Origin of the sequence: Paraburkholderia fungorum (assembly GCF_046027215.1) — a bacterium.
Classification (GTDB): Bacteria; Pseudomonadota; Gammaproteobacteria; order Burkholderiales; family Burkholderiaceae; genus Paraburkholderia; species Paraburkholderia fungorum_D.
The window spans coordinates 402,082-426,371 of record NZ_JAQQEN010000002.1 but is presented as its reverse complement, the minus strand read 5'-3'; the positions used below and the strand labels follow the sequence as shown (position 1 = coordinate 426,371).

The 24,290-nt window shown below is 58.4% G+C and carries 21 protein-coding genes and 2 pseudogenes; 11 read left to right on the top strand and 12 right to left on the bottom strand.

Annotated elements, in window-relative coordinates; translation table 11 throughout:
- Positions 1-71 precede the first annotated feature (71 nt).
- The 3 genes from PQR27_RS22610 to PQR27_RS22600 all read right to left on the bottom strand — a co-directional run bounded on the left by PQR27_RS22610 (position 72) and on the right by PQR27_RS22600 (position 2,045).
- Positions 72-857: a class I SAM-dependent methyltransferase gene (locus PQR27_RS22610; RefSeq protein ID WP_408525881.1), complete on the bottom strand. Its 786-nt coding sequence runs from the start codon at positions 855-857 to the stop codon at positions 72-74.
- Positions 858-952: 95 nt separating this feature from the next.
- Positions 953-1,456, bottom strand: a complete 504-nt coding sequence (locus PQR27_RS22605; RefSeq protein WP_408525880.1) for a polyhydroxyalkanoate granule-associated phasin — start codon at positions 1,454-1,456, stop codon at positions 953-955.
- Positions 1,457-1,805: 349 nt separating this feature from the next.
- Complete coding sequence (locus tag PQR27_RS22600) at positions 1,806-2,045, bottom strand: hypothetical protein (RefSeq protein ID WP_408525879.1); 240 nt, start codon at positions 2,043-2,045, stop codon at positions 1,806-1,808.
- Positions 2,046-2,599: 554 nt separating this feature from the next.
- On the opposite strand from PQR27_RS22600, the gene PQR27_RS22595 reads away from it, so the two are divergent.
- From PQR27_RS22595 to PQR27_RS22585, 3 genes are read left to right on the top strand one after another with little or no spacing between them, the layout of a single operon-like run.
- Entirely contained in the window at positions 2,600-2,809 is a 210-nt protein-coding gene (locus PQR27_RS22595) for a hypothetical protein (RefSeq protein WP_408525878.1), read from the top strand.
- Between the two features lie 53 nt (positions 2,810-2,862).
- A complete protein-coding gene (locus tag PQR27_RS22590) occupies positions 2,863-3,879 on the top strand; it encodes a glycosyltransferase family A protein (protein ID WP_408525877.1) in 1,017 nt (338 codons plus the stop codon).
- Positions 3,879-4,994 carry a GNAT family N-acetyltransferase gene (locus PQR27_RS22585; protein ID WP_408525876.1) on the top strand — a complete coding sequence of 372 codons (1,116 nt, stop codon included), beginning with the start codon at positions 3,879-3,881 and terminating at the stop codon, positions 4,992-4,994. Before PQR27_RS22590 ends, PQR27_RS22585 begins: the two co-directional genes overlap by 1 nt.
- A gap of 285 nt (positions 4,995-5,279) precedes the next feature.
- On the opposite strand, the gene PQR27_RS22580 is transcribed toward PQR27_RS22585, so the two are convergent.
- Entirely contained in the window at positions 5,280-6,176 is an 897-nt protein-coding gene (locus tag PQR27_RS22580; RefSeq protein WP_408528269.1) for an ATP-grasp fold amidoligase family protein, read from the bottom strand.
- A 150-nt stretch (positions 6,177-6,326) separates the two neighbouring features.
- Positions 6,327-7,412: pseudogene (locus tag PQR27_RS22575) on the bottom strand (glycosyltransferase); the annotation flags it as partial.
- A gap of 404 nt (positions 7,413-7,816) precedes the next feature.
- Here PQR27_RS22575 and PQR27_RS22570 point away from each other — a divergent pair.
- Positions 7,817-8,423: pseudogene (locus PQR27_RS22570) on the top strand (IS6 family transposase).
- Positions 8,424-8,892: 469 nt separating this feature from the next.
- On the opposite strand, the gene PQR27_RS22565 reads toward PQR27_RS22570, so the two are convergent.
- The 3 genes from PQR27_RS22565 to PQR27_RS22555 form a co-directional block, all read right to left on the bottom strand.
- Positions 8,893-9,984, bottom strand: a complete 1,092-nt coding sequence (locus PQR27_RS22565; protein WP_408528268.1) for a porin — start codon at positions 9,982-9,984, stop codon at positions 8,893-8,895.
- 616 nt (positions 9,985-10,600) lie between these two features.
- Positions 10,601-11,218, bottom strand: a complete 618-nt coding sequence (locus PQR27_RS22560) for a flavin reductase family protein (RefSeq protein WP_408525875.1) — start codon at positions 11,216-11,218, stop codon at positions 10,601-10,603.
- A gap of 83 nt (positions 11,219-11,301) precedes the next feature.
- A complete protein-coding gene (locus PQR27_RS22555) occupies positions 11,302-12,669 on the bottom strand; it encodes an MFS transporter (protein ID WP_408525874.1) in 1,368 nt (455 codons plus the stop codon).
- 630 nt (positions 12,670-13,299) lie between these two features.
- Between PQR27_RS22555 and PQR27_RS22550 the strand changes: the two genes are divergently transcribed.
- Genes PQR27_RS22550 through PQR27_RS22530 form a run of 5 tightly spaced genes read left to right on the top strand, consistent with a single transcriptional unit; the run spans position 13,300 to position 18,197 of the window.
- Positions 13,300-13,950, top strand: a complete 651-nt coding sequence (locus tag PQR27_RS22550) for an EthD domain-containing protein (RefSeq protein ID WP_408525873.1) — start codon at positions 13,300-13,302, stop codon at positions 13,948-13,950.
- Positions 13,951-13,984: 34 nt separating this feature from the next.
- Entirely contained in the window at positions 13,985-14,893 is a 909-nt protein-coding gene (locus PQR27_RS22545; RefSeq protein WP_408525872.1) for an alpha/beta hydrolase, read from the top strand.
- Between the two features lie 6 nt (positions 14,894-14,899).
- The gene (locus PQR27_RS22540; protein ID WP_408525871.1) at positions 14,900-16,465 is read left to right on the top strand and encodes a class I adenylate-forming enzyme family protein; all 1,566 of its coding nucleotides are present in this window, start codon (positions 14,900-14,902) and stop codon (positions 16,463-16,465) included.
- Positions 16,466-17,152, top strand: a complete 687-nt coding sequence (locus PQR27_RS22535; RefSeq protein ID WP_408525870.1) for a hypothetical protein — start codon at positions 16,466-16,468, stop codon at positions 17,150-17,152.
- Position 17,153: 1 nt separating this feature from the next.
- Entirely contained in the window at positions 17,154-18,197 is a 1,044-nt protein-coding gene (locus PQR27_RS22530) for a beta-keto acid cleavage family enzyme (protein ID WP_408525869.1), read from the top strand.
- Here PQR27_RS22530 and PQR27_RS39440 read toward each other — a convergent pair.
- From PQR27_RS39440 to PQR27_RS22505, 4 genes are all read right to left on the bottom strand, one after another.
- Positions 18,168-18,974 carry an AraC family transcriptional regulator gene (locus PQR27_RS39440; RefSeq protein ID WP_507022027.1) on the bottom strand — a complete coding sequence of 269 codons (807 nt, stop codon included), beginning with the start codon at positions 18,972-18,974 and terminating at the stop codon, positions 18,168-18,170. The genes PQR27_RS22530 and PQR27_RS39440 overlap by 30 nt on opposite strands.
- A gap of 161 nt (positions 18,975-19,135) precedes the next feature.
- Positions 19,136-20,356, bottom strand: a complete 1,221-nt coding sequence (locus PQR27_RS22515) for an MFS transporter (RefSeq protein ID WP_408525868.1) — start codon at positions 20,354-20,356, stop codon at positions 19,136-19,138.
- A gap of 127 nt (positions 20,357-20,483) precedes the next feature.
- Positions 20,484-20,948: a hypothetical protein gene (locus PQR27_RS22510; RefSeq protein ID WP_408525867.1), complete on the bottom strand. Its 465-nt coding sequence runs from the start codon at positions 20,946-20,948 to the stop codon at positions 20,484-20,486.
- A gap of 58 nt (positions 20,949-21,006) precedes the next feature.
- Positions 21,007-21,252: a hypothetical protein gene (locus PQR27_RS22505; protein ID WP_408525866.1), complete on the bottom strand. Its 246-nt coding sequence runs from the start codon at positions 21,250-21,252 to the stop codon at positions 21,007-21,009.
- Positions 21,253-21,255: 3 nt separating this feature from the next.
- On the opposite strand from PQR27_RS22505, the gene PQR27_RS22500 reads away from it, so the two are divergent.
- Together PQR27_RS22500 and PQR27_RS22495 are read left to right on the top strand one after the other, a co-directional pair.
- Entirely contained in the window at positions 21,256-22,746 is a 1,491-nt protein-coding gene (locus tag PQR27_RS22500) for an aminotransferase-like domain-containing protein (protein WP_408525865.1), read from the top strand.
- A 200-nt stretch (positions 22,747-22,946) separates the two neighbouring features.
- Positions 22,947-24,284: an MATE family efflux transporter gene (locus PQR27_RS22495; RefSeq protein ID WP_408528266.1), complete on the top strand. Its 1,338-nt coding sequence runs from the start codon at positions 22,947-22,949 to the stop codon at positions 24,282-24,284.
- Positions 24,285-24,290 lie beyond the last annotated feature (6 nt).

Genomic DNA, 24,290 nt, shown 5'->3' with positions numbered 1-24,290 from the left:
AATGAAACGGATGCGCAACCGTCATGCAACCCGTGCGAAGTCGCTGCCCGCTATCCTGCCCGTCCAGATATTCAACGGTCCTTCAACTTCACATGCACGAGGAACGGCAAATGTTGCTTTGCGAGCGGATGAAGGCGGCAAAGGTCTGCCGCCAGCTTCGGCCAGCCACGAGGCGCGCGATACTCGAACGTATGCAGCGCTTCTATGTCCGGCGACCAGTCATGCAGGCGCATCGCGATCTCATCGCCGTTGATGCCCCACGGCATTGGCGGCAGACGGTAACGCGGCGTTGGCATGACACCCCATTGAGTTAGCCCTGAAAACCAGCGCGGGATCGCGTCAAATGCAATCTCGGCGCCCGGAAAGCGCTCGGCAATCTGGATAAACAGGCGCCTCACTGCATCAGGCTGGAGATACATGAACAGCCCTTGCGCAACCACAAAAACATCAGCATTGGCTTTGATCCCATCGGCCCACGCTGGCTCGAAGACACTTGACGCGACATAGCGAAAGCGCCGCGAAGAAGGCAGGAATTGCTCGCGCAACTCAATCGCCGGCGGCAGGTCGACCGTGAGCCAGGTCATGTGGCCGTTGTCCACACGGCGAGCCTGTGTTTCAAGGCCTTCCCCCAGCGAGACGATCAAACCTTTCGGATGCCGTTCGAGCCAGTCCTGCAGGAGGCGATCTATTTCCGCGGCCCGCGCAGAGAAAGAACCGACGGTATGGCCAAAGCGGCCCGCAAAATCATAGTCAATGGCGTCGCAGATGCGCACGCTATCCGGATCGACAAGAATCGCGTCGTCGCGACGCGATTCGCAGGCCCGATCGTAGAGCGTCCACAGCATCGTTTCAGACACGCCCTTCAGTTTGGAGGAGATCTTGACTCTTTCCCGATCGCTCTGATTGGGTGACGCAGGTCGAGCTCTACCGCGCGGCCGCACTGTGGCGGCGGTCATCCTGCGCCCAGGCGTTTTGCATTTGCGGTTGCACGGCTATGTATTGGCGCGAGTATTTCTCGAGCCAGACCGGTCACCGAACTGGCCAGATAGAGGGGGTTGGAGGGAGACCGGATTAATGCCCCCAGTAAGGTTGCCTGATGTCCACACGATTGCGTGACGGGACGTCTCGAAGCGAATTCGGCAGGCGCCGTAGACAAGGCACCGATCAGATTGCAGGTATCGTTCGTGAGGTCAAAGGCCAGCTTGACAAGCCCGGAATTCATCGCCTGTATCGATTCGGATGTCGCCGCACATTTTTCAATGGCCATGATGCTGAACTCAACCCGATCACGCTGACTGGGCACCGGGCCCGCGAAAACCATTCGGGTGGTGCGCGCGCGCACAACTTGCGACGTTGCGTTGAGCAGTTCGCAAACTTCGGCGAAGAGACGGAAACAGTTACCGGATACGCCAGGGACGAGCCGCGGGGGGGACGAGGTATGCAAGATGCTATCCATAAGCGGTTCTCCGATAAGGATGCCTAATGTTATTAAAAGCCAGTCACCGAGGAAGTTGCGGGTACCGTCGTTGATGACTTTCAGAAAGGGGCGGCCGTCTACCTGACCGCGAGCAGCGCAATAGTCGCCAGCAAGTTTTCGCTCCCGTCAACGAAAAAAGGTAGGCGCGCGGGTTCGTGCGCCTTCTCCCCTTCCGTTCGAGCTCCAGATTCCGATTCGACGGCCTGTCGCCGTACACGGGGTCAATCCACGCACGCCCCCGCGGACCCGTCGCGCCGGATTTTCTTCTGCGGATGAGCAGTGAAGTGATCCCAGCATAGACGCATAAATGCTGCACTGCAACACATGTTTAAAATACAGCGTTAGACGTCGAATTTGTCTGATATATCGGGTATGTATCTGGGGCAGTTCGCGAGCAGTTCGGCCTATAGCCAGGTTCCACCTGTTTTTTTGGAGAGCAATCATTCATGTGCATGGCGTCGTTCGCGCATGTTGCTTTCTTGACGTAGCTGCCGGGCAAAAACGTCAGTTCGGCGACCGTCTTGATGATCGCCCCGCGCGAGGCCCCTTCGTCGAGCAGCAGGATCATCGCGCCCGCCTTACTGGCCAACAGCCATCGTTCAGCTGCGCTGCATCGGCACGCGAGTCTGGCGAATCCATTCTGAAGCCAACTTTTTAATCCAATTACCCGCGGCTTCTGCAAAAAATATCTCGTACTGCATTTGGCCGAATGGTCAACGATTTCGGACATTAATACCCCACTTTATGCCGCGACCAGTCCGCGCACTCTGTCTCAGCCTATCCTCCCTATAGTCGCTTGAAATCGGCATATTAAAACCAACGCATCTGACGTGCGAGCGGGCACGCAGCCTCCTCGAAAGAATAGTTCCACTGGATGCGAGTTGCGATTCATTCACGGATTCGCCATGCATCGCCATGGCCCCAACATGGGCGACGTCGAGACGATTGCCGCTCCTTTGGGCTCGATCGCATGCACGGCGCCGATGAAAGCGCCATAAGTGCGAACACGAGCAACTTCGGTCGCGAGATCATACGTGCGCTTAAGCGTCACATTGCCCCCTGCAAGGCACAACGACCGGCTGGCCGCCATCGCGGCTTAACATCCTGTTCTCGGCGCCACATTTGCTTCAATTGCGGGTTGCATCGTCGTGGCTGCCACCGGAACAGCGTTCGCTGCCCGGCGACAGCCGAGTCCGCGCCCTGTACGACGCATTGTTCATTCGCTTTCGCGCAAGCTTCGAGCGTCTGGACCTCCGCTTTCTGATTGCGGGATGGAACATCGTCACCTTGCTCGCACAGAAGGACATTGCGAGCACGCTGATCCGCCGCTGACTCATTTGAACGCCTTTCCAGTCCGCCAGATCTACTCTTCTGCGTGAGTCACCATGAAAGAAATGACCGTTGTAATCTGCAACTACAACTACGAGCAGTTTCTGGCAGAGGCGATCGATTCGGCGCTCGCGCAGGACTACGAAAACACGCACGTCATGGTCATCGACGACGGATCTGTGGACGGGTCGCGCGCCATTGTGGAAGGCTACCGCGCGCGCATCACTTCCATTTTCAAGGATAACGGCGGACAGGTGTCCGCCTACAACCTGGGACTTCAGTTGGTCAAGACGGATTACGTGCTCTTCCTCGATTCCGATGATGTGCTGTATCCGGGTGCCGTGACTGAAGTGATGCAGCGTTTCGCACAAGGAAATCTGGCGAAAGTGCAGTTCCGCCTGGACGTCATCGACCAGATGAGCAAGGGGACCGGCGTATATGTGCCTCATTCGGGAGTCGACGGTGACTGTCGGGGTTTTCTGCTGGACGGGTGGCTGTATCCGTCACCGCCCGCCTCGGGCAACGCGTATAGCGTCAGTGCGCTAAGGCAGATCTTTCCCGTCCCGGAAACGGCCGCGAACCGGTATGGCGCAGATTTCTACGCGATCTATGGCGCAGCTCTCGTCGGCTCCATTTCGACCATCCCGAAGTCGCTCGGCGGGTATCGGGTACAACATGGAGGAGGCGTCTCATTCGCCAACTCCGATGAGACGAACAAGGCGCCTAAAGCATTCACGTCGCGGTGGGTGACCCTGCGCGAAATTGCGTCGGACCGGTTGGGATTGCAACTGCCGCCCGACTTCCACGATTTCGCGTATGAGAAGGCGTCTTTTTGCTCGACTGTCTATCAGGCGCCGTTGACGAACCGATGGCATTGGATGTTCAGCGATTCGCACGCCTATCTGCATGCTATCGTGGCGAATCCATTCTGGAGCCTGAAAAAGAAAGTCGGAACGCTCGTATTGTCCAGTCTATGCCTGGTGCCATACTCGCCTATCGCCGACTTTGCAGTTCGGTACATCAGTAATCCAATGGCTCGTCATGGCGCCGTTAGAAAAGGAGCAGCGAGGTAATGTACGACAATCTCAGCCTGCTCCCGAACCCGGAATGGATAGGCGATAGGGGTCACGTTAGCCGCCAGCAGCAGTCCAACACGATAAACGACGGGAAGGGCGTGCTTGTAAGATCGACGAAACCCGAACTCGCGTCAGGGTTGACTGAACGTTCGATTTTTCACGAACCGTGGTGGCTTGAAGCCGCCACGAATGGCGCGTGGCGCGTGGCGGAGGTCAAGCATGGGAATACGGTTGTCGGCGAGATGCCTTACACGTTTACCCAAAAGGCACTGTGGCAAATCTCAACGCTGCCCCCGCTTACCCGCACGCTCGGACCGGTAATCAGGCCACACCAGAGCGGTGCTGGCGAGCGGGACTGGAGTCAGCGTCTTGGCATAGCGCGCGACCTCATCGCACAGCTCCCCAGATATGCACATTTTCACCAGATCATGGACCCCCGGGTCTCGGAAGCAGAAGCGCTGGCATTCCGCCTGGAAGGATTTACCGTAAAAGTCGCGTTCACTCTTGTCTCGGCTGGCTGGCCAGACGAGGCGACGGCATTTGCAGCATTGCGAAGCACGGCGCGCACCGCTGTCCGCAGGGCGCAAGAATGCCTCACGGTCGGACCGATCGATTCCGCGAACGCATTCCTGGATTTCTACAACGCCAATCTCGCCGTCCGCAACCTTGACAATAAGCACGAGACCACAACGATGGGGCGCTTGCTCCATGAAGCGATGATTCGGGGAGCTTGCACCCTGCTTGGCGCTTTCGATTCGAAGGGCGCGCTGGTTGCCGGGACTGTGTTGCTATGGGAAACGCAGAAGATGTATTACTTCCTTTCTACACGGCGTCAAGATGCGCACAGCGGCGCTGTCAGCCTCTTGATATGGTCAGCAATGTGTATGGCGGGGAAACGAAACCTTAGTTTTGATTTTGATGGTATTTCATCGGCCGGTATCCTCAACTTTCTCCGGGGTTTTGGCGGTTGCCTTGTTCAGCGCTTCGAAGTTGAGCGGACCATGCCCCTCTATGCGGCTTTACGCACGACCCTGCACGGTGCGAGGGCGATCACCGCCGTTGCCAAACCCGCGCAGTCGAGCGGCGAAGCCAGTGAACCGTCACGTATCTGAGTTCGGCGAGCGTACCAGTGCGCTCGTCACGTTATCCCGGTGGCTTCGGCTAGGACAAGCCAACGAGACCCCATTCGAGTACTTGGTGTCCAGGTTGCCGTGTGTTTTCCCGTAGCCCCACACCGGCGTCCAAACGATTGACGATCTGATAGGAAATAGGATGACGACGCCTCAACGGCACGTTTATCTACTTCTCACCTGTATCTTGTGCAGAGGTGCGTCAAAACGTGAAGGCTAGGCCCACCGGGGATAAAACTTCGTCACTGACCGGCGAATGGATAAAGCTCAGACGCCGCGCGCGGCGCTCAGCAATTCTCCCCATTCATAGTCGATGCGATCCGGAGTGAAAGGCAATACACCGCCGCCCGGCGTGAACGTAAATTCGCCGAAGTAGAGTCGATTGTCAAAGGCGTAAAGATCGACGCGAACGTATTCGAAGTCGCTCGCCAGAGTCGCAGCCGCTCTCAGGAGCGCATCGAGGTTCTCAGGCTGCGCCAACTGATGATCACTCCGCTTGTACGGCCCAATTGCGATTTCCATGCGATTCCAGCTGGCGTCGTACACATCTCCACGTGTGTTGCTACCAAACCGGTCGGTGATCACAAGGATATACATCACCGGCTTTCGGAGGTTTCCCGAGAAGCAATGGACTTTGAAGTCGGCCGGGATGTGTCCGTCGCGATCGAGCAGCAGCGTCTCGAAGAAAATGCGTGGTTTGATCTCGCGGTAATGCCGCTCCCGATCCACCTGATAGAAATCAGTGGAAAGCCACTTCTCCTCAAGCTGCTTCAACGCTCCAAATGACGTTTCGGATTTGCTTCTGACTATTTTGACGAAACTACTGCCATGACTTGCCTTCATGACAAACTGATCCGGCAGTCTATCGTAGACTTCGCGGCAAAAATCGGCGGGCACCGCAATCAGTGGTACGACATGTTGGCGGCCGAGTTTCTTTTCGACGTACGCACGTGTGGCGATCTTGTCGCTCAATACCGCGTAGCGTGGATCGGGTCGCAGATTGCGCTGAAGTATCTGCTCATTGAAGGTCACGGGGTTGCGTAGTCGTGGGAAGCGCCCGATGCACTTCTTGTGCAACAGGCGAAGGAACAGGGTATCGGGCAAAAGTGATTTTGCGGCTTCCTTGAACCTGCGAGTGAGGGTCGGCGGTTCGGATTGAGGCAACTGCCCGCCGAGAAGAACGTGATTGCCATTGTAAACGCCTGTCAGTCTGTCAAGAAGCCTTACTGCTTCAATGCGCGAATTAAACCGCGCCTCGATCTTAAGGCGCGCGTTCGCTGCAATTTCCGACAAGTTGTACACGCCTGACGCAATTTCATCGACAACCTTGGCCAGGCCAACCGAATCACGCTCATTTACCAGAAAGCCTGACACACCGTGATCAATCAACTCAGGAATGCCACCATGACGTGACGAAACGGTTATTACGCCGGAGGCCATCGCTTCCATAAGCGATACCGGCACACCTTCCATGTCGCCATCCGACGCAGTCACCGAGGGAAGCACGAAGACGTCGCTTTCATCCATCAACACCCGCACCTTCTCGTGAGGCAGTGCACCTAGAAAGCAGACACGCGATTCGACCTTCAGGTCGACCGCCAAAACTCTCAGCGAATCTTCCAGTTGACCGGAACCGACGATGGTCAATTTCACCGCTGAGCTGACATATGCCATGGCCCGAATCGCATACTCGATACCCTTCTTTTCTGTCATTCTTCCAACGAGCAGAATACTCAACGTGGTCGAGGACGGATGGCGCCCCGAGAACGGGAATTTGTCGATATCGATACCCATACGGCCGACATGGATCTTTACGGGATCGCACCCCCAATCGCGAATGCGATCTGCAAAGAACTGACTCACTGGCAAAAAGAGTTGGCCACGTCCGAAGAGGCACACATACTCTCGTCGATAGGATTCAACCTGTTTGCGGCTCGTCACGTCATGGCCGTGAAAGACAGTAGCCAGGGCTCCAGAAACCAGTCCTGCCTCGCGCAAATATTGAGCACGAACACCGACCATGCCGAAATGTGCGACTACTGCGTCGCACTGCATAGTCGAATTCATCCTCGAGACGCGCGCAATATCGACCGCCGCCGCCCACTGTCGCCGAAACACGGCCCGCGCTGCGACTCGACATGCACGTTGTGCACGTCGATTGTAAAGTCCCCGCAACGCGAGCCGTGCAACAGCTAGCATTTTCGCAGCGCGACTCGCGCCGCAGCTCGGACTCACGACGGACGGACACTCGCCGTCGATCGCCCGGAGAAGCGAGTCATCTCCGCGCGTGAGACCCAGAATCGAGACATCGGCGCCAGCATCGCGAAGTGCCCTCGCTTGCTCGATGACGAACGTCTCGGAAAGCACGGGAAAGCGTTGCGCAATGATGAGTATCCGCATTAGTCGCCCCTCGTCGTTGAACGCGTCGAGAACTGATTGCCGCGTGCGCCCGTCGAGAATGAAACAATCGCTTATCCGACTGCAATCGACCTTCGCGAGACGTAACACGCATGTCGACTGCCCCCTGACTCCCCAATTGAAATTTGGCGAGCCGCACACAATCGCGAACGAAAACCTTCCGAGCAGCAGAGATGTAACCATTGCGGCGCGATGCGGAAATCGATGTCATGCCGATGATGTCATGAACCAGCGTAGCATGATTCCAGTGCTGATCGAATGAGTAAATAAACGGCTCGTGCGCGTTGCGACGTACTCGCTTAAAAGTGACAAGATGTTGGCGGAAAAAGTCTGATAACTGGCGGGGGCGTTGTCAGGTTGCTGGTTGTCTCGCGCAAGATGAGGCGATGAAGAAATCGAAATCGCTGTATCCTGGTCACCGTTTTCCAGCGGGCGTCATCAGTTGCGCCGTGCGCCGGTACTACCGGTATCAATTGAGCTTGCGTGACATCGAAAAACTGCTCTTTGAACGCGGCGTGATCGTGACCTACGAGACGATCCGATACTGGTTCGATAAGTTTGGCGCAGGCTTTGCTCGTCGGGTGAAAGCGGCGAGATAAGGCCGCGGCCAAGCGCTTCTTCAAGCGTGTGCTGCGCTCGAGCCCAGTGCCGCGCAAGATCATCACCGATCAGCTGCGCAGCTATCCGGCCGCCAAAGCGGAGATTCCAGAGCTGGCGAGCGTAAAGCACGTGTTTGTCAAAGCGGCAGCCCGACTGAACAACCGGGCTGGAAACAGCCATCAGCCGACACGCGAACTCGAGCGTCGCATGCGCGGTTTTCGTGATCCGAAACGCACGCAGGCCTTCCTGTCGAGCTTCGGACCGATCCGGCAACACTTCGCGCTCAGGCGGCATCTGCTGCGCGCTTCACTTTATCGCAAACGGCTTGCAGCAAGGTTAGTTGCCTGGCGCGAATTTACCGACCGCGCCCAAGATCCGTCGACTGGTTTCTAAATCATCGTCACACCTCCAGCGTTTTGTCTCACGCGCGGCAAGTTGACAACGCCTTGTTGCCGTATCTTCCTCAACCTATCATCGACATGACAATACCGCTTGAAAGTCTCGTCGGGATAGACTATCCATTACGGGTGGGTCATGTTCACCTCCCCTACAAAAAATAGAAAACGGGCTATTGATAATCGACTAATAAGATTGGAGCAAGTCGTCTCGGCACGCTCACGTTGCGGAACGAGTTACGACGATGCATGCGTGGATCAGATGAGAAAACGCCGGTCGCTTAGCGTCGGACCTTGGCATAACAAGGTGACAGGAACGATGGATAGGGCAATACCGACCTTTGCTCTCCGCTTACCAGTAAGACTACGTCAGCGCGATACGGACGCCACGCCCGCGCCGCAGGGGGGCGGCATCGGCACAGTAAACCTGAATGCTCCACCGGTCGGGGCACACCAGACGGTCGCGCTCAGAATCGTTGCTGGATACCGGTCATGACACCGACCTGGTTCACGCCAGCGGCGACCGTTCCTGCCGAAGCAACGGCGTTCGCGGCCTGCGCGCTGTTGAACATGTAGCCCACCGACGTATAGACGGTCGTACGTTTTGACAGGAAATAACTCACGCGACCAATCAGCAACATCGAATTCGCGTCCCCCTGGCCGCCTTCGCCGCGTTGCAGGTAGCGCAGGCCCTGGACATCGAGGGCTAGAGCAGGTGTAACGGAATAGGTTCCACCTGCAAAGAAAATGTCACCTTGCAAGTGGCTAGCCGCCGCAATATTCCTTCTGATCCACCCGATACCGATCTTGGCCGAACCCAGTTTGACGTACCCGTTGACAATATTATGCGTGTCCGTATAGCTCGAATTGTTCAATGGTGCCGATGCACCCGCACCACCGCGCGCCACATCATATGACGCCGCCAGCCCGAAACTGGCCGAATCATACGCGATCATCGCCGTGTATTGCCGGCACGCGACAATGTCGCCGGGCACCTGGCCGGCGCAATTGGTAGCTGACGGGCCGGCAGGCCCCGCAGCATCACGTCCCAAACTGTACGTGCCACCCACCTTCAAACCACGGAATGTGCCCATATAGCCGATCGCATTGTCGCTTCGGCCGTTCGGGAGATAGGCGTCGAACGCCGCCATCGAATGGATAGACGGACCGATTACATCGGCGTTGGCCAGAGCGTACATCGTCATGTTCATTTGCCGGCCCAGCGTGACGGATCCAAATGCACTACTGACGCCGACATTCGCCTGGCGGCCAAAAATACGCCCACCATAGTTCACGATCCCCGTGCCCGGCTGGAAGCCACTCTCCAGCACGAAGAACGCCTGGTAGCCGCCGCCCAGGTCCTCGGTTCCCTTAACGCCCCAGCGTGATGGCAATTCGCCTGTGATGATAGGAACTCCAACGGACGATCCACCGTGCAAAGCATTGTTGTAATAGGACACGCCGGTATCCACGATTCCATACAACGTGACGCTGTTTTGTGCGTATGCCGATGCAGTCAGCGTAAGCAGGACCGTCGCACTTATTCTTTTGATCATCATTTCTCTCCAAAATAATATATAGGTATACTTATTATTAAAGATGTGTCTGGCAATCGGATCAACCTGATAAACGCCTTTCCGCGAGCGGGACATGCCAGAACTTCAGTGCTCACGCGTATTGCGCGCCAGCATACAAACCATGGCGACCGCGATTGCAGCTTCCAACATCGGCGTGATGAAAGCGAAGTCAGGGTTGAGAACGGACCAGCCACCATCGAGTAATGCTCGGACAGTCAGCGGCGAGAATATTGCGCTGATCCGGCCGAGGCCTACCGCGCGGCCAGCGAGAGCCACGCGGTTCTGAGTGGGAGCGCCGGAGACAGTGCATCGTCACCCGCCACGCACCTCGATTACGGCGCAAAGTAAAACGGCGATTACTCTCGCTACTTTGAGCCTTCCGGTATTGACTTCCCGCGCTCGGCGTTAGAGGCTATTCGACGCCGGTATCAACAATGGCGTACAACATCACGCTGCGCTTCGCCATAGGTGAGGTTTCGGCGTCGACCGGCGGGAGGCCCGAGCTGTCATCAGCGGTAAAGCGGCGCACAACCCCCTCACAAGGGTCGAAGCGTCAACGGCCCTTCAAGTCGATCGCCCTACGGCCTATGCGGATTTCTTAGGACTCAGAGTACGAGGTCTGCAACACCGTTCTCAGGGTCACGATTTCTCCAAGGCGTCCGTAGCGCGGGCCAGCGATGCGGGCGATCGGATCAAGCGCCTCGGTCTCGATCTTGCCGTTCTGCATCAGGCCTTCGCGGACATGAACCATCAGTACCTCGCCGACGATCAAGCGGGTGCGGGCCTCGCCGAATTCGAGGCACTGCCGGAAACGGCACTCCATCGCGATCGGCGCCGTCGCCAGTCGCGGCACTTTGATGGATTCGCACGGCAGCGTTTCGAGCTCCAACTCCTCAACTTCGCTGACCTCGGGCGGGTATTCCGCCGAACTTTCATGCAGGGCCGTCATCAGCGGGAAGTCAGCGATGTGGATGACAAATTCCTCGTTTTTGAGGATGTTTTGCGCCGTGTCCTTATAGACCCCCGCCTTGTGGCCGATGCTTATCCCCAACATCGGCGGTTTCAGTGAGACAAAAGTGAAAGCGCTAAATGGCGCGAGATTGACGACGCCGCGGCCCGATAGACTGGTGACCCAGGCGATCGGACGCGGCACCACGATTCCAGACAACAGCCGGTAAGCCTTCTCGGCATCGAGCACAGACGGATCGATTTTCATCGCGGACCCTTTTTCTTGTCGAGGTGTGCCGCGTGACGAAGCACGAACACACTTCTGATTGGACTGAATGGTGGCTTCGAGGATTAAGGTGACACTTCTTCAAGCATCCGGAATCTCGTTTCGCTGACGAATCTCCACGCGACAACCGCGGCCAACGCAGTGGCAATCGCAAATCCGAGGAATACCGATCCGAGTCCCAACGATACGATCGAGGCACCGATCAGATTCGGCCCGATGAATCCCGCGACGCGAGCCCAGAAAGCGCTAGCTGAAAGCCCGATTGCGCGCGAACGGGTCGGGTAAATTTCGGGGGTATAGAGATACACTCCGATCGCGACGTAGGCGACAAAGAAGTTGGCAATGGATCCACCGAATAACAAAGTGGTGGCAGAGGTTGGATCGACAAACCAGATCCAGAAAAATGATGCAGCCGCACCCAGAAACGCCACAGCGAATGCAGTTCGGCGCATGGTCAAATCAATCGACAACGCACAGGCCAGCGAACCTAATAGACCAACCGCTTGCGTGGCAATGGTGTAGATCAACGCGTCGCCGACGCTGAGATGAAACACGTTTTTGTAGATGCTCGGAAGCCACACCAGAAGTCCGTAGGTGCAGAAGTAGCACGCGCTCCAGATGGTCCAGCTTGTGAGAGTTCGGCAGAGATACTTGGGGCCGAAGAGATCAGAGAGCGGATCCGAGCGCTCTTGCGTCAAGGCTACGGGTTTCGGGTCGGGCAAGGTTTGCCCGGTTGATCTTTCAATTTCCTGCTCGATTCTCGTCAGGGCGAAATCGGCTTCGGCATGTCTGCCTTTGGTCGCGAGCCAGCGAGGTGATTCCGGAAGCCGCGCAAGGGCAAAGACCAGCAGAGCCGGCAGCGCTCCGATCACAAACAGCCAGCGCCAGCCAATTTGCGGCACGACCCACGCACCGACGATTGATGCGATGAGCAACCCGGCCGGAAAAACCAGTTCATACAGCAGCACAAAGCGACCCCGTCCGTGCGAGCGTGACAATTCCGCGATATAGGTCATGGCAACCGGCACCTCGCCGCCAATACCAAATCCCTGCAAGGTGCGTAACACCAGCAATGATTTGTAGTCCCATGCAAACGCGCAGGCGAAGCCCAACAGCGAGTAGATCAGGATCGACCAGATCAACGCGTTCTTACGGCCGATGCGCTCTGCCCACCAGCCAAAGAACAATGCTGCCAGAAGTTGTCCGAAGAGACTGGCCGACAGCAACAGACCGATCTGCGGCGCGCTCAAATGCCATTGAGGCGCCAGAACAGGTAGAACATACGCGATAGCGAGATTGTCAAACCCATCAAATAACGTGGCGATACCAACGATGAAGCGGGCCTTGAGATGCCATCGGGAAATCGGCATGCGCTCAATGCGTGCTACCACATCCCCAACTGTGCCGCGCATAACTTCCGTAGAGTGAACCATAGTTCTTTGCTCCTCCGTGCGGTGGGCCGCAACGCTAGTCGATCGTTGTAGTTCAATAGTCTTGCCGCTTTTCATCGCCGGCAAGACGGGTTTGCCGGACACCCTGCCCTGATGCAATCGCGCCGCGCAGAACGTAACCTCGCTCAAGAGGCCGCGTCATCTGCTCCCCTCGCCGCTCGCGTTGTAGCGTCGACTCAATCTTCACTGCTACCGGTGTCCTGGAGCAACGCCGAGCCGGACGATCCTGGTGGCGAATGAGACATAGCCAGAATCCTTTCGGCGCGTTGAGACTTCGACGACGGGTCGCTAGTACGAGGTCGGCACCGTTGTTTCCACGAATCTTGAGTAGCGGGCTGGCTTTCAGCCTTGCTTTCCCATTCCGAATCGTCCATTGCGCGGAGCACAAGTGTCGACTCCATGTTGCGCAGAGATTCAAGTTGCCCGAAGGAACTCCAATGTCAGGGTAAATACAGATGGCAACCGCCGGATTCAACGTTCCTTCTTCCAGGTGATCGATACGTGTCTCAAACGCCACCACAGTCGTCCCGAGTGCCGTTGCCCAGGTGCAAACACATCTGTGACTATTAACCCGCCGCTTCCAAATCTGTTTGTGTAACGGAGACAACTCAAATGCTGAAGGTCTGCACGCTGTTTAAGCGCAAAAAGGGATTGAGCGTTGATGAATACCAGTCGTATTGGCGCGGAGAGCATCCCGAATTCGTCAGGCGACTTCCCGGGGTGCGGCGCTACGCCCAGAATCATCCGCTGCCCGACACTTTCAAGGTCGATTCGCCGATCTATGACGGGGTCGTGGAATTGTATTTCGATGACAGTTCTGCACTCAAACACTTGAGCACAACGCAGGAGTATCAGGATCTGAATGCCGATGAGGAGAACTTCGTCGATAGATCGACGATTCAGCTTGTCTTTACCCACGAGCATGTTCTGAAAGAGGGTGAACGCAAGCAGAACGCGACCAAGCGAATCACGTTCTTCAAGCGTGCACCCGGTATCTCACCAGAGGAGTTCCAGGAGCGATGGCTGGCTGAGTACGGGGATTCCGTCGCGAGTTCCAAGGATGTGATTCGATACTGCGCGTGCGCCCCGCGCCTGAACGGCTATCGGGGCGGCAGAGAGCCAGCGTGGGACGGAATCGATATGGCGACGTTTGCGAGCCTTGACGCCGCTCGACGCGACGACTATCTGACCGGACTGGAAGGATTGGTTTCGACACTTGATCTGCAAAGAATGTACACACGCGAGAATCGTGTGATCGACTGAGATACCGGGCCGTTATAGACAAAAGGAAAATGCCATGAGAGAAGATATCGAGTTTCGTGTCGATGATGGTGTAACGCTTCGTGGGTGGAAGTACTTACCCGATACTCCCCGCGACAGGCGTGCTCCCGCGATCATCATGATCAATGGGTTCTCAGGGGTTAAAGAGACCATCACGCAGTATGCGGAGGCATTCCAGGCCGAGGGCTTTGTGGTTTTGCTTTATGACAACCGCAATTTCGGTGCGAGCGGCGGACCATCTCGCCTGCACATCGAACCCTCGCGTCAGCTGGCCGACCTGCGGTACGCAATCACGGTGCTGCAGGGCTTTCCAGAGGTCGATCCGGAGCGCGTCGGAATGTGGGGAACCAGTCTCGCGGGAGGGCACGCAATTGTCACGGCCGCAAATGACCGGCGCATCAAATGCGTCGTTAGCCAGGTCCCCTTTATCAGCGGCCACCGAACCGCCGAGCGGTTTTATCCGGTGCACCGGCTGGCCACCTTGCACCAGATGTTCGAGAGAGATCGGACGAATCGCTTGAAGGGCGAGCACCCCACGATGCTTCCGGTACTGTCGGAATCCGAGGATTTTTGCTGCCTGCCGCCACCGGTTTCGAAGCGCTTCATGCAAGCGAGTATCGAACAGGCCGCGGCCTGGAAGAACGAGGTGACACTCGGTTCGCTCGAGAATCTGTTCGAGTACGAACCGGGGGCCTTGATCCGGTTCGTGAGCCCGACGCCGCTGCTCATGATCGTCGGATCGCGCGACAACGTATGTTTTCCGGATCTCGCGTTCGAGGCGTACGAAAACGCGCTCGAGCCGAAGTCGCTTTATGTTCATGGCGCCGGGCATTGGGGAACATACTTTCCGCCCTACTTTGACGAAACGGCTGGGGCCGCTTGCAAGTGGTTCAAGGAGCACCTCGTCACGAAACTGGAGAAGTGAGACCGCATGTTACTGATCGACTACTTCGAGCGGGTAGCGACGGGAAGCAGCAAGGATCGTCCGTTTTTGCACTTTGTCGCGGACGATCCGGCTTCAGACGTCATGCTGACCTATGAACAGGCGGACCTGAAGTGTTCGCACTATGCGAGGGCATTGATCGCCTGCGGAGTCACGCGCGGGCAATGTATTGCGGTGCTCCAGCCCAACTCGGTGGAGTGGGTGCTCTGGTATTTTGCCGCTCAGAAAATCGGCGCGGTGACGTGTGCGCTCAACACCGACTTCAATCTGGAATCGCTAGCGGGCATTGTTCGTAGCGCGAGAGCCAAGGCGATCGTTGCCGATTCGGCTCATGTCGAGTTGGCGCTCGCTCTCAGGCGCGAGTGTCCGCTGGTGGAGCGCGTCTTCGCTCCCGAGCGTGCAGAGGGCGTTGACGCGATCTCGTGCTTCTCCCCGTCATATGAGGCTGCGCATCTCAATCGGACTGAGGAGCTCGACCCGGAGGACATTGCGGCCATCATTCTGTCTTCGGGGACGACGGGCAACAAGCCGAAGGCGATCCAGTTGTCCAACCGAGCACTGATAAAGGGCAATGGTGCCTATTTGAGCGCCGTTCCGATTTCGCCTTCGGACAAGGTGTTGATCGTCACCCCGATCTTTCATTCATGCACGTTGGCGTGGGCAATCACGGCAACGGTGATCAGCGAAGCGACCATCGTGCTGGCCGCGCGATTCAGCAGCTCGCGGTTCTGGGAGCAAGCACATCGGTCTGGGGCGTCCATTCTTTGGACGATGGGCACGATTGTCCACATTCTTTTAAAGCTTCCGCGCATTGCGACCGAGGCAGTCGCTGCCTCGAGAATCAGCACGACTTTCGCGGCAGGCATGGGCAAAAAAGTCCAGGACGCGAAATCTCGCTGGCCGGGTATCCGCTTTGTCGATGGATATGGCTTGACAGAATCGGTAGGAACGATCGCCACCGACGATTCATTCAGGCAGGCCGAACCGTTCGTATGCGTGGGTCGGCCAGTACCCGGAATCGATCTTCGCATCGTCGACGTGGATACCGGCAAAGAAGCCGCGATACGGCAACCGGGTGAGATTCTGCTCCGGTACGGACAGGGCTTTTCGGGCTACCTCGACAATGACGAGGCGATGCGCGAGTCGGTGCGCGACGGCTGGTTCCATACGGGCGATCTCGCCTACTGGGACGAGGAAGGCCGCGTCTATTTCGTCGACAGGATCAAGGACGTGATTCGTTGCGGTGGCAAGAACATCGCTGCGAGTGAAGTCGAGCATGCGTACGCGAGCCATCCGGAAGTGTCGGAGGTGCTTGCGTTGCCGGCACCGGACGACATTTACGGCGAACAGGTTGCCATCGTCGTCGTTGCGAAAGATCCGCTGCGCCATTTCAGCATCGCGGAAATGCGGGCCTACGGGGAATCACGGCTCGCTCAATTCAAGATCCCGAAGCTGGTATTCAATCTCGCCATGGAGGACTTGCCGCGGACGCCGACCGGGAAATACTCAAAGGCCGTGTTGAAGCGGAAAGTCCTGGCGAAGGAAGGAGCCTAGGTGTCGATAACAGCGCCGGCGCAGAAAAGGCTTCAATTGACTATGCAAGACGAACCACACGCGTTGCTTCAGTCCTATGAACTTGGCGTACTTGCACAGACGCTGAGCGGCATGGGGGTGCCGGTTGAAGTCGGTCGTGCACACGTAGGTGTAGTTGCCGAACGGCCTGCACTCGTGCTTCGCGTTGGCGGCGCCAGTGGTCCGGTGATTTCGGCATCCAGCCGCGGTGTGGATTTCGCGCGGACGTGGGATGGCCTGGATGATGACGTCCACACGCTCGCTTCGATATCAACCCCGGCTCTGCTGGTCGCGTATCCGGAGGCTTCGCGCGCCAACGTCCCGTGGGCGCTCGACATCGCGTCGGAACTTGCTGTCCTGATGCTCTCGACGCCACCACCCGAACGCACCGTCTTGCATATCGCGGTTCCACAGGTGTTGACGGGAAGAGTGCCGCACGTCGTCAGTACCGAAAGAGCGGCGCGCGCGTTTTTTCTTGCAGGAAAAGTGACGGTTTCGCCGTTTCGATGGAGCGGCTCCGCGTTGGCGTTTGGCGTCGAGCAGGAGCAGTGGTTCAACGCGGCGGTGCGCGTGCTTTCTCCGAGGTTAGGCGGGACGTCTGGTTTTTGCGGCTGCTGTCCCAGTAATGATGCAGCGGTCTATGTTTCCAACTATTCTGAAAGGAGTTGAGATGACTAAAATCGATTGGGATCGTATCAAGTCTGGCGTCGATCGGGAGCGGGCGCGCATGATCTGGCGACCGTATGGCGCGCCGCAAATCATGAGCCTCGAAGCCTCTGCTTTGCACGATGCACCCATCTCCGTGCCCTGGAATATTCCCGAGAAACTGGCGGTGTCTGTCGCGATCACTGGGGCCTTCTTCAGGCACCCGCAGAATCCTAACCAGCCTCTGACTCCCGAGGCAATTGGAGATTCCGCGAACGAAGTCCTCGAAGCCGGCGCCAGTACAGTGCATATACATGTACGAGATGATGAAGGCTTCAACGTCCTGTCGTTTGAGCGCTTCAAGCAGGTTATCGAGCCGTTGAAAAAGAAGTTCCCTTCCCTTGCGGTGGATGGCTGCCTCGTGCCCGCACTCGACGGTGAGTGGGAAATCATGAAGCGTGTACTGGAGTCCGGGCTTTTGGACGCAGCGCCTGTCAACGCGACGGCGACTTACGTTGGCGACTCGCTTTTTGCCAAACCTGCCCCGGTTCTGATGGAGAAGACACGACTGATTGTCGAGTCTGGCGCGGTGCCTGAAATCGCCGTGTACACCGATGGCGACGTCTCGAATGCTGATCGCTTCCTGATCAAGAGCGGATTGATCAAGACCCCGGCCGTGTGGTTGATTCTGCCCGCCCTACCCGGATGCAGCCCCATGGAAAATCCGCGCCAAATGATCGACGGCCTCACCCGAAGCGCCGCGGCCATCCGCGATATCGACCCGGATGGCGTCATTATGGTATGTGCCGCAGGGCGCGCGTCCATGTACGTGGCAACGTTGGCGGCGGTGATGGGCTTGCACATCCGGATCGGGATGGAGGATACGTACTGGCTATGGCCACATCGCGACGATCGAATTCAGTCGAACCGCCAGACGTTCGAATTGGCGACGCAGCTTGCGGCCGTAGTCGGGCGGCCGGTCGCAACTCAGCAGGAGTATCGTGAATTGATCGGTGCGGCGCCACCTGAGAACGCTGCGTCAGAACGAGCGGTCGCGACCGGCACTTGAGGGCCTCGCGAAATAGGTGCTGGGCGTCGTTCCAAGGATGCGTCGAAACACTTCCGCGAAGGCTCCTTGGGTTTCGTATCCCAGATCCATCGCAACGACAGTGACTGGCTCGCCCGCTGCAAGCCGCGGCAGCGCGGCGAGCACACGAAGTTGCTGTCGCCAGGTGACAAACGAAATACCAATCTCCGCCTGGAACAGTCGTGCCAACGTGCGTGTCGAGGCGCCGACAAGGTCCGCCCAGTCCGCAAGATCCTTGTCGTCGCCCGGGTTGGCGAGAAGCGCCTCACATATCCTGGCGAGCCGCGGGTCCTTTCCGGTAGGCAGATGCAGCGCACGTTCCGGGGTGACTTCGATCTCGTCGACGAGCATTTGCAGGAAGCGAACGTTGCGCGGCTCTGACTCCGCCCCGACTGGAATTTCGGACGCGCGAAGAATGAGTTCGCGCAATAGGCCGGATACCTGTACGGACCGAGGCTCAGCGGGGAGATGCGGTGGACAGAAGTCGGTCCAGATATACACGGTCCTGAATGAGACGTGGCCTCGTGCTCGCATCTGGTGTCGGACTCTGCTTGGAACCCATACTGCTCGCTGAGGAGGCACGAGGAACATGCCATCCGCAACGGTCACCTCCATCACCCCTGCGGACGCGAAGATCAACTGAGCTCTCTGATGGTCGTGGGGAGCCACAACATGCCCATCTTCGTATTCCCGGGAACGCACGACGATTGGCACTCTTGGTGCTGGACTCGGGGCTGCGCAACCTGGCGACGGAATCATAGTGGGCAAGTAGAGTTGGACAAGTCTCTTTAAAGGTAATCCAGGCGTGAAGCCAAAAGCAATGGGGCAATCCCGCACTCTCCCTACGCCGATGCATTGTCACGCTGATGAGGTAGTCGGATAAAAGTAAAAGTGCATCCCAATCCTCCCCACACGGTTCTCTAGCTGGTTGCGGACGCAACGTTCACATGCTCGCGCCGGCCAGCGGCATAACCAAACCAGGCGGACATCGCGCAAATCGCTACGCACAGTATGGCCAGACTGTGAAGAGAGCCGGTTGCGTGCAGCAACGATCCGGCGATGAATGGGCCGCTGGACGCAATCAGATAGCCAACCCCTTGAGCCATGCTGGAGAGTTGCCCGGCCACGTGCGAATCGTACGAGCGTAACCCTATGACGGTGAGCGCGAGCGTAAAGGCACTCCCCTGCGCGAAGCCGAGCAGCAGTGCCCAGCCCCACATCGTCGACAGAGGTGCGAAGAAACAACCCATGAGACTCATGGCGGTCAACATCAGTGCGATGACGTTCACCGCGCGTTGGTCCGGAAGGCGCGCGATCAGGAAAGGCACCAGAAGAGACGCTGCGGCCTGAGCAATCACACTGAGCGACAGCATGAACCCTGCATCGACTGCGCTCATTCCGCGCATGCGCAAAACCGTTGCCAGCCAACCGAACACGATGTATGCAAGCGACGATTGCGAGCCCATGAACAGTGTGACCTGCCATGCGAGCGGGTCTCGCCACAAGCCGCGAACGACTTGACTGCCCCTTGCAGCGCGAGTTTCCGCGGGAGGCAGTTGCCCGAGCCACGTGAGCGCCGCCAGTGCGGCGGGCAGCGCCCAGAGCGCCAGTGCCCACGCCCATGCATTGCCACCGGTCTCACCGAGAAGGCGTCCTACGGTATTGGCGATTGGCGCCGTTGCTCCGGCGGCCGCGGCCGCGCCCGCACACATCGCGGCGCTGTACAGTCCAATCATGAGCGCAACGTGATGCGGGAAATCGCGCTTCACAACGCCGGGCAGCAGTACATTCATCAAGCCGATCGAAAAGCAGGCGACGACTTGTCCGGCATACAACATCTGCCATGATGGGACGGCCCGCAAGGCGGTGCCGGCAGTGACCAGCACCAGCAGCACGAGCAATGCCCGTTCGCTGCCCACACGACGGGAGAGCATCGGTGCAAGCGGCCCGAACAGACCAAAGCACAGCGACGGCAGAGTAGTCAGCAGGCTCGCGCCGGCGGGCGTCATGTGTGTCGCTCGAACCGCTTCGAGGAGGATGGGACCGACGCTCGTAATGGGCGTGCGTAGCGAGAATGCAATCAATACGAGGCTCGCTGCCAACGCGAGGCTGTGGGCGCGGGAATGGTGTGGTTCTGTCACAGTGGGATTTTCAGAGGGAAAAGGTCAGTAATGGCTCATAGCCAGGCGCGCGCGAAGTTGGACACACATTTACCTGAATAGCCCGCTGGACATTGACAGCAATCCCAGACTCAAGATGTTGACATGTTCATTCCTGGTCGGTGGCCGTGCGGCTTCCTGATCTTATATGATCACCTGCCCTGCCTCCTCCGGACGACCCGAGTGCGAACGATGCAATGCATACTGCTTTGGCAATGCACTCGACGGTCGCGAAGAGTGCAAAAGAAGCGCAACGCGTGTACTCATGAGGTAATGCTGGTGCTACGACAAATACGCTCGCTCCGCAGAAGAACGTAAAGGCATGACGGGCAAAGGGCAGGTTGAGGATAGCGAGTGCACCAATGATGCACATCAATACCTTCAACGTCACCAGGGCGAGTAACAAGGTCGAATCGATCGAGCTGCCAAGTTCCAGTATTGCCTCGATCACTGCCCAGCCACAGACCACAATGACAGATGCTTTGAACAGGCGTTCCGATTTGGGCGTCAACGCGACGAGATCGGTTGGAGCGCGCTTCGAAAACGCCTCCTCGTAGTCCATTGGGTCGATCATGTCAGCGCAATCCGCTCGATGCGCGGACCGATGGCGTCATTCGCCCCATTGCCGTTTTTCATCGTGCAGTCCCCCGCACAGTCATTGCCGGTCGCACTTGCGCGGGCGGGTACACATTCCACGATCCGTCGTCGTGACGGAAGAAGAAGATCGACAGCAGACCGCGGGGACCCATTGCCTCCACGCACACGTAGCGGTGATGCATCTGCGTGCGGCAGAAGCGCACGACGCGCGCGGGCGTCGCGGGAGTGGACGCAAGCCACTTATCGACGGCCCAGCGCAATGTCTTTTCGGTCGGGCTCATGTGATGTCTCCTTCACGTCTTTGCCTGCCTGGCTGTAGGCGTTGGCAGTCCCGGTACAATCGATTTGATGAAGAAAGAATGACTCGACATGAAAGTCGGTGCAATAAAAACATTGTTCTCGGTACAATAAACATTGACCTCGGTGCAATGATGTCGAAATCCGAATATCTGAAGTTGGCCGACATAATCGCCGCAGAAATTGCTGACGGCACGCTCAGGCCCGGTGACCGCCTGCCTCCGCAGCGCAATTTCGCCGATCAGCGAAAGATCGCCGCATCGACAGCGAGCCGGGTCTATGCAGAGCTATTGCGCCGCGGGCTTGTCGTCGGCGAGGTAGGCAGGGGCACTTACGTCTCGGGTGATACGAAGCGCGGCGTGGCGGCGCCAGGCGAACCGCGCGGCGTCCGGATCGACCTCGAGTTCAATTACCCCATACTTCCCGATCAAACTGCGCTCATCGCAAGAAGTCTGAATGGGCTGGAAAGCCCTGCGGAGCTCGGCGCCGCCCTGGGGCAGGCGACCAGTGGCGGGACGCCGGCCGTGCGCAGCGTTGCCGCCGAGTATCTGTCGCTGGATGGCTGGTCGCCCTCCCCTGAACAACTGGTGTTTACGGGAAATGGGCGGCAAAGCATTGCCGCAGTCGTCGCCGCGCTCGTTCCTACGGGCGGACGCTGCGGCGTGGAGGCTTTGACCTACCCCTTTATCAAGGGCATTGCCGCCCGGCTGGGTATCTCGCTGGTGCCGCTCGCGATGGATGAAGGTGGTGTACGGCCTGACTCGGTGGAAAAGGCGCATCGTGAGGCCAATCTCTCAGCGATCTACATTCAACCGGCGATCCAGAATCCGTTGGGTATGACAATGAGCGCAGCGCGCCGGGAAGATCTCTTGCGGACTGTCGAAAAGCTAGGTATTCCAATCATCGAGGACAACGTTTACGGGTTCCTCGACAACGCGCCGCCGCTTGCCGCGCTTGCGCCGGACATGTGCGTTGTCATCGATAGTCTTTCGAAAAAGGTTGCACCGGGCTTAACGCTGGGCTTCATCGTGCCGCCGCAGCGGCTGCGTGAAAGCGTGATGGCCTCGGTGCGCTCGGGTGGATGGACCGCATCGGGATTTGCATTTGCGGCCGCGCAACGATTGATGAGCGACGGCACCATTACAGAGCTTGCAAGACTGAAGCGCCTTGATGCGATCGTGCGTCAGGAACTGGCGGCCGAGCGTCTATCGGGTTTCGACATCCAGACGAACGGAAAATGCTTTCACCTGTGGTTGACGCTGCCAGCGCACTGGCGCTCGCAGGCGCTGGTCGCCGCCGCGGCCAGACGTGACATTGCGTTGACCCCATCGACAACCTTCGCGGTCTCGCCCGGCCATGCGCCGAATGCCGTCAGGCTTGCGCTGGCTGCCCCGACCATGGATCAGCTCGATGCTGGCCTGCGCACGCTGAGCGCGATCCTGAATGCCAGCGAGGACGATCTGGATTCGACCGAATGAGCGAGCGCGATTACCATCGCTGACGCTGGTCACGGTTGCCCGAAAGCCTCCGCGAACTCGTCCGAGTAGATCTCGGCTAGCGCGACGCGCAGCGCCGCTGCGCGCTCCTCTCCATACACTTCTTCAAAGCGCTGATGAATACGGTCTCGCCACAAGCCGTCGTACAAACACCGCACGCGACTCACGCGCGCCTGCAAGCCATGCTCGAGGCGCCGATTGCGCCACTGCTCGCACGGATGGGCTGGTCGAACATGCTGATGATGTTGGCCCAGTCGTCGACAGGCCTCGTGGAAACGTGGTTTCTCGCGAAGCTCGGCACCCAGGTGCTTGCGGGTGTGGCAGTGGTCGTGCCGGTGTTGATGCTGATGCAGAACATGTCACAAGGTGCGATGGGCGGCGGCATCTCGTCGTCAGTCGCGCGTGCGCTCGGCGCCGGCAACACGGAACTGGTCAATCAGCTCGCACGGCATGCGGTCGCGCTCAACACGCTGATCGGCATCGCATTCTCATTGATCCTGCTGCCGATCGCCCGACCGCTGTTCGAGACGCTCGGCGCACACGGCGCGGCACTCGACGCCGCCAGTACCTACGGACATGTCGTGCTCGCCGGGCTACCACTGATGTGGGCGATGAACGCTCTCGCGAACGTGATACGCGGCACCGGCAACATGACCGTGCCCGGCGCGGTGATTTGTGGCGGCGCAGTACTGCTGATTCCGCTGTCGCCGTGCCTGATCTTTGGCATCGGGCCGCTGCCGCACCTTGGCGTCGCGGGCGGCGCGTGGGCACTGATTGCCTACTATACGGCGGGCACGTTGATACTTGGCTGGTATTGCGCGAGCGGACGCAATCCGGCTCGCCTTCTGCGCGGCCCGCTGCATTGGGCGCCGATGCGGAGCATCCTCACGGTCGGTGGCCTTGCATGCCTGAATCCGCTGCTGACGAACGCGCTGATCGCTCTAACGGGCGCCGCCGTTGGTGCGCACGCAGGCACAGCGGCGCTCGCCGGCTATGCCACCGCCGCGCGGCTCGAATACCTGCTGATGCCGGTCGCATTCGGTCTCGGCGCACCGATGGTCGCGCTCGTCGGCGCGAACATCGGTGCAGGGCAACACGAACGAGCGCGGAGCATCGCGCTGACCGGAGGCGCGATGGCGTTCGCGCTCGCCGAACTGGTCGGTATCGCGGCAGCCCTGTGGCCTCACGCGTGGCTGCAACTGTTCGGCGCGAACGAACAGTTGCTGCAGACCGGCTCCGCATGCCTGCATATCATCGGTCCGTTCTACGGTTTCCTGGGGCTCGGCTTCTCGCTCTACTTCGCGGCACAGGGCGCGGGCCGGCTCAAATGGCCGATTGGTGCAGGCGCGCTGCGGCTCGCACTGTATGCGGGCGTCGGCGCGTTTGCGCTGAAAATCACTGGGTCGCTGTCGCTGTTCTTTGCAATCGGTGCTGGCGCAATGGTGACGTACGGAGCGATCGTTTTCTGGTCGGCCGCTTCAGGGCGCTGGTTCGTTACCGGCCGGCGTGGCGGGTTCTGAAGCACC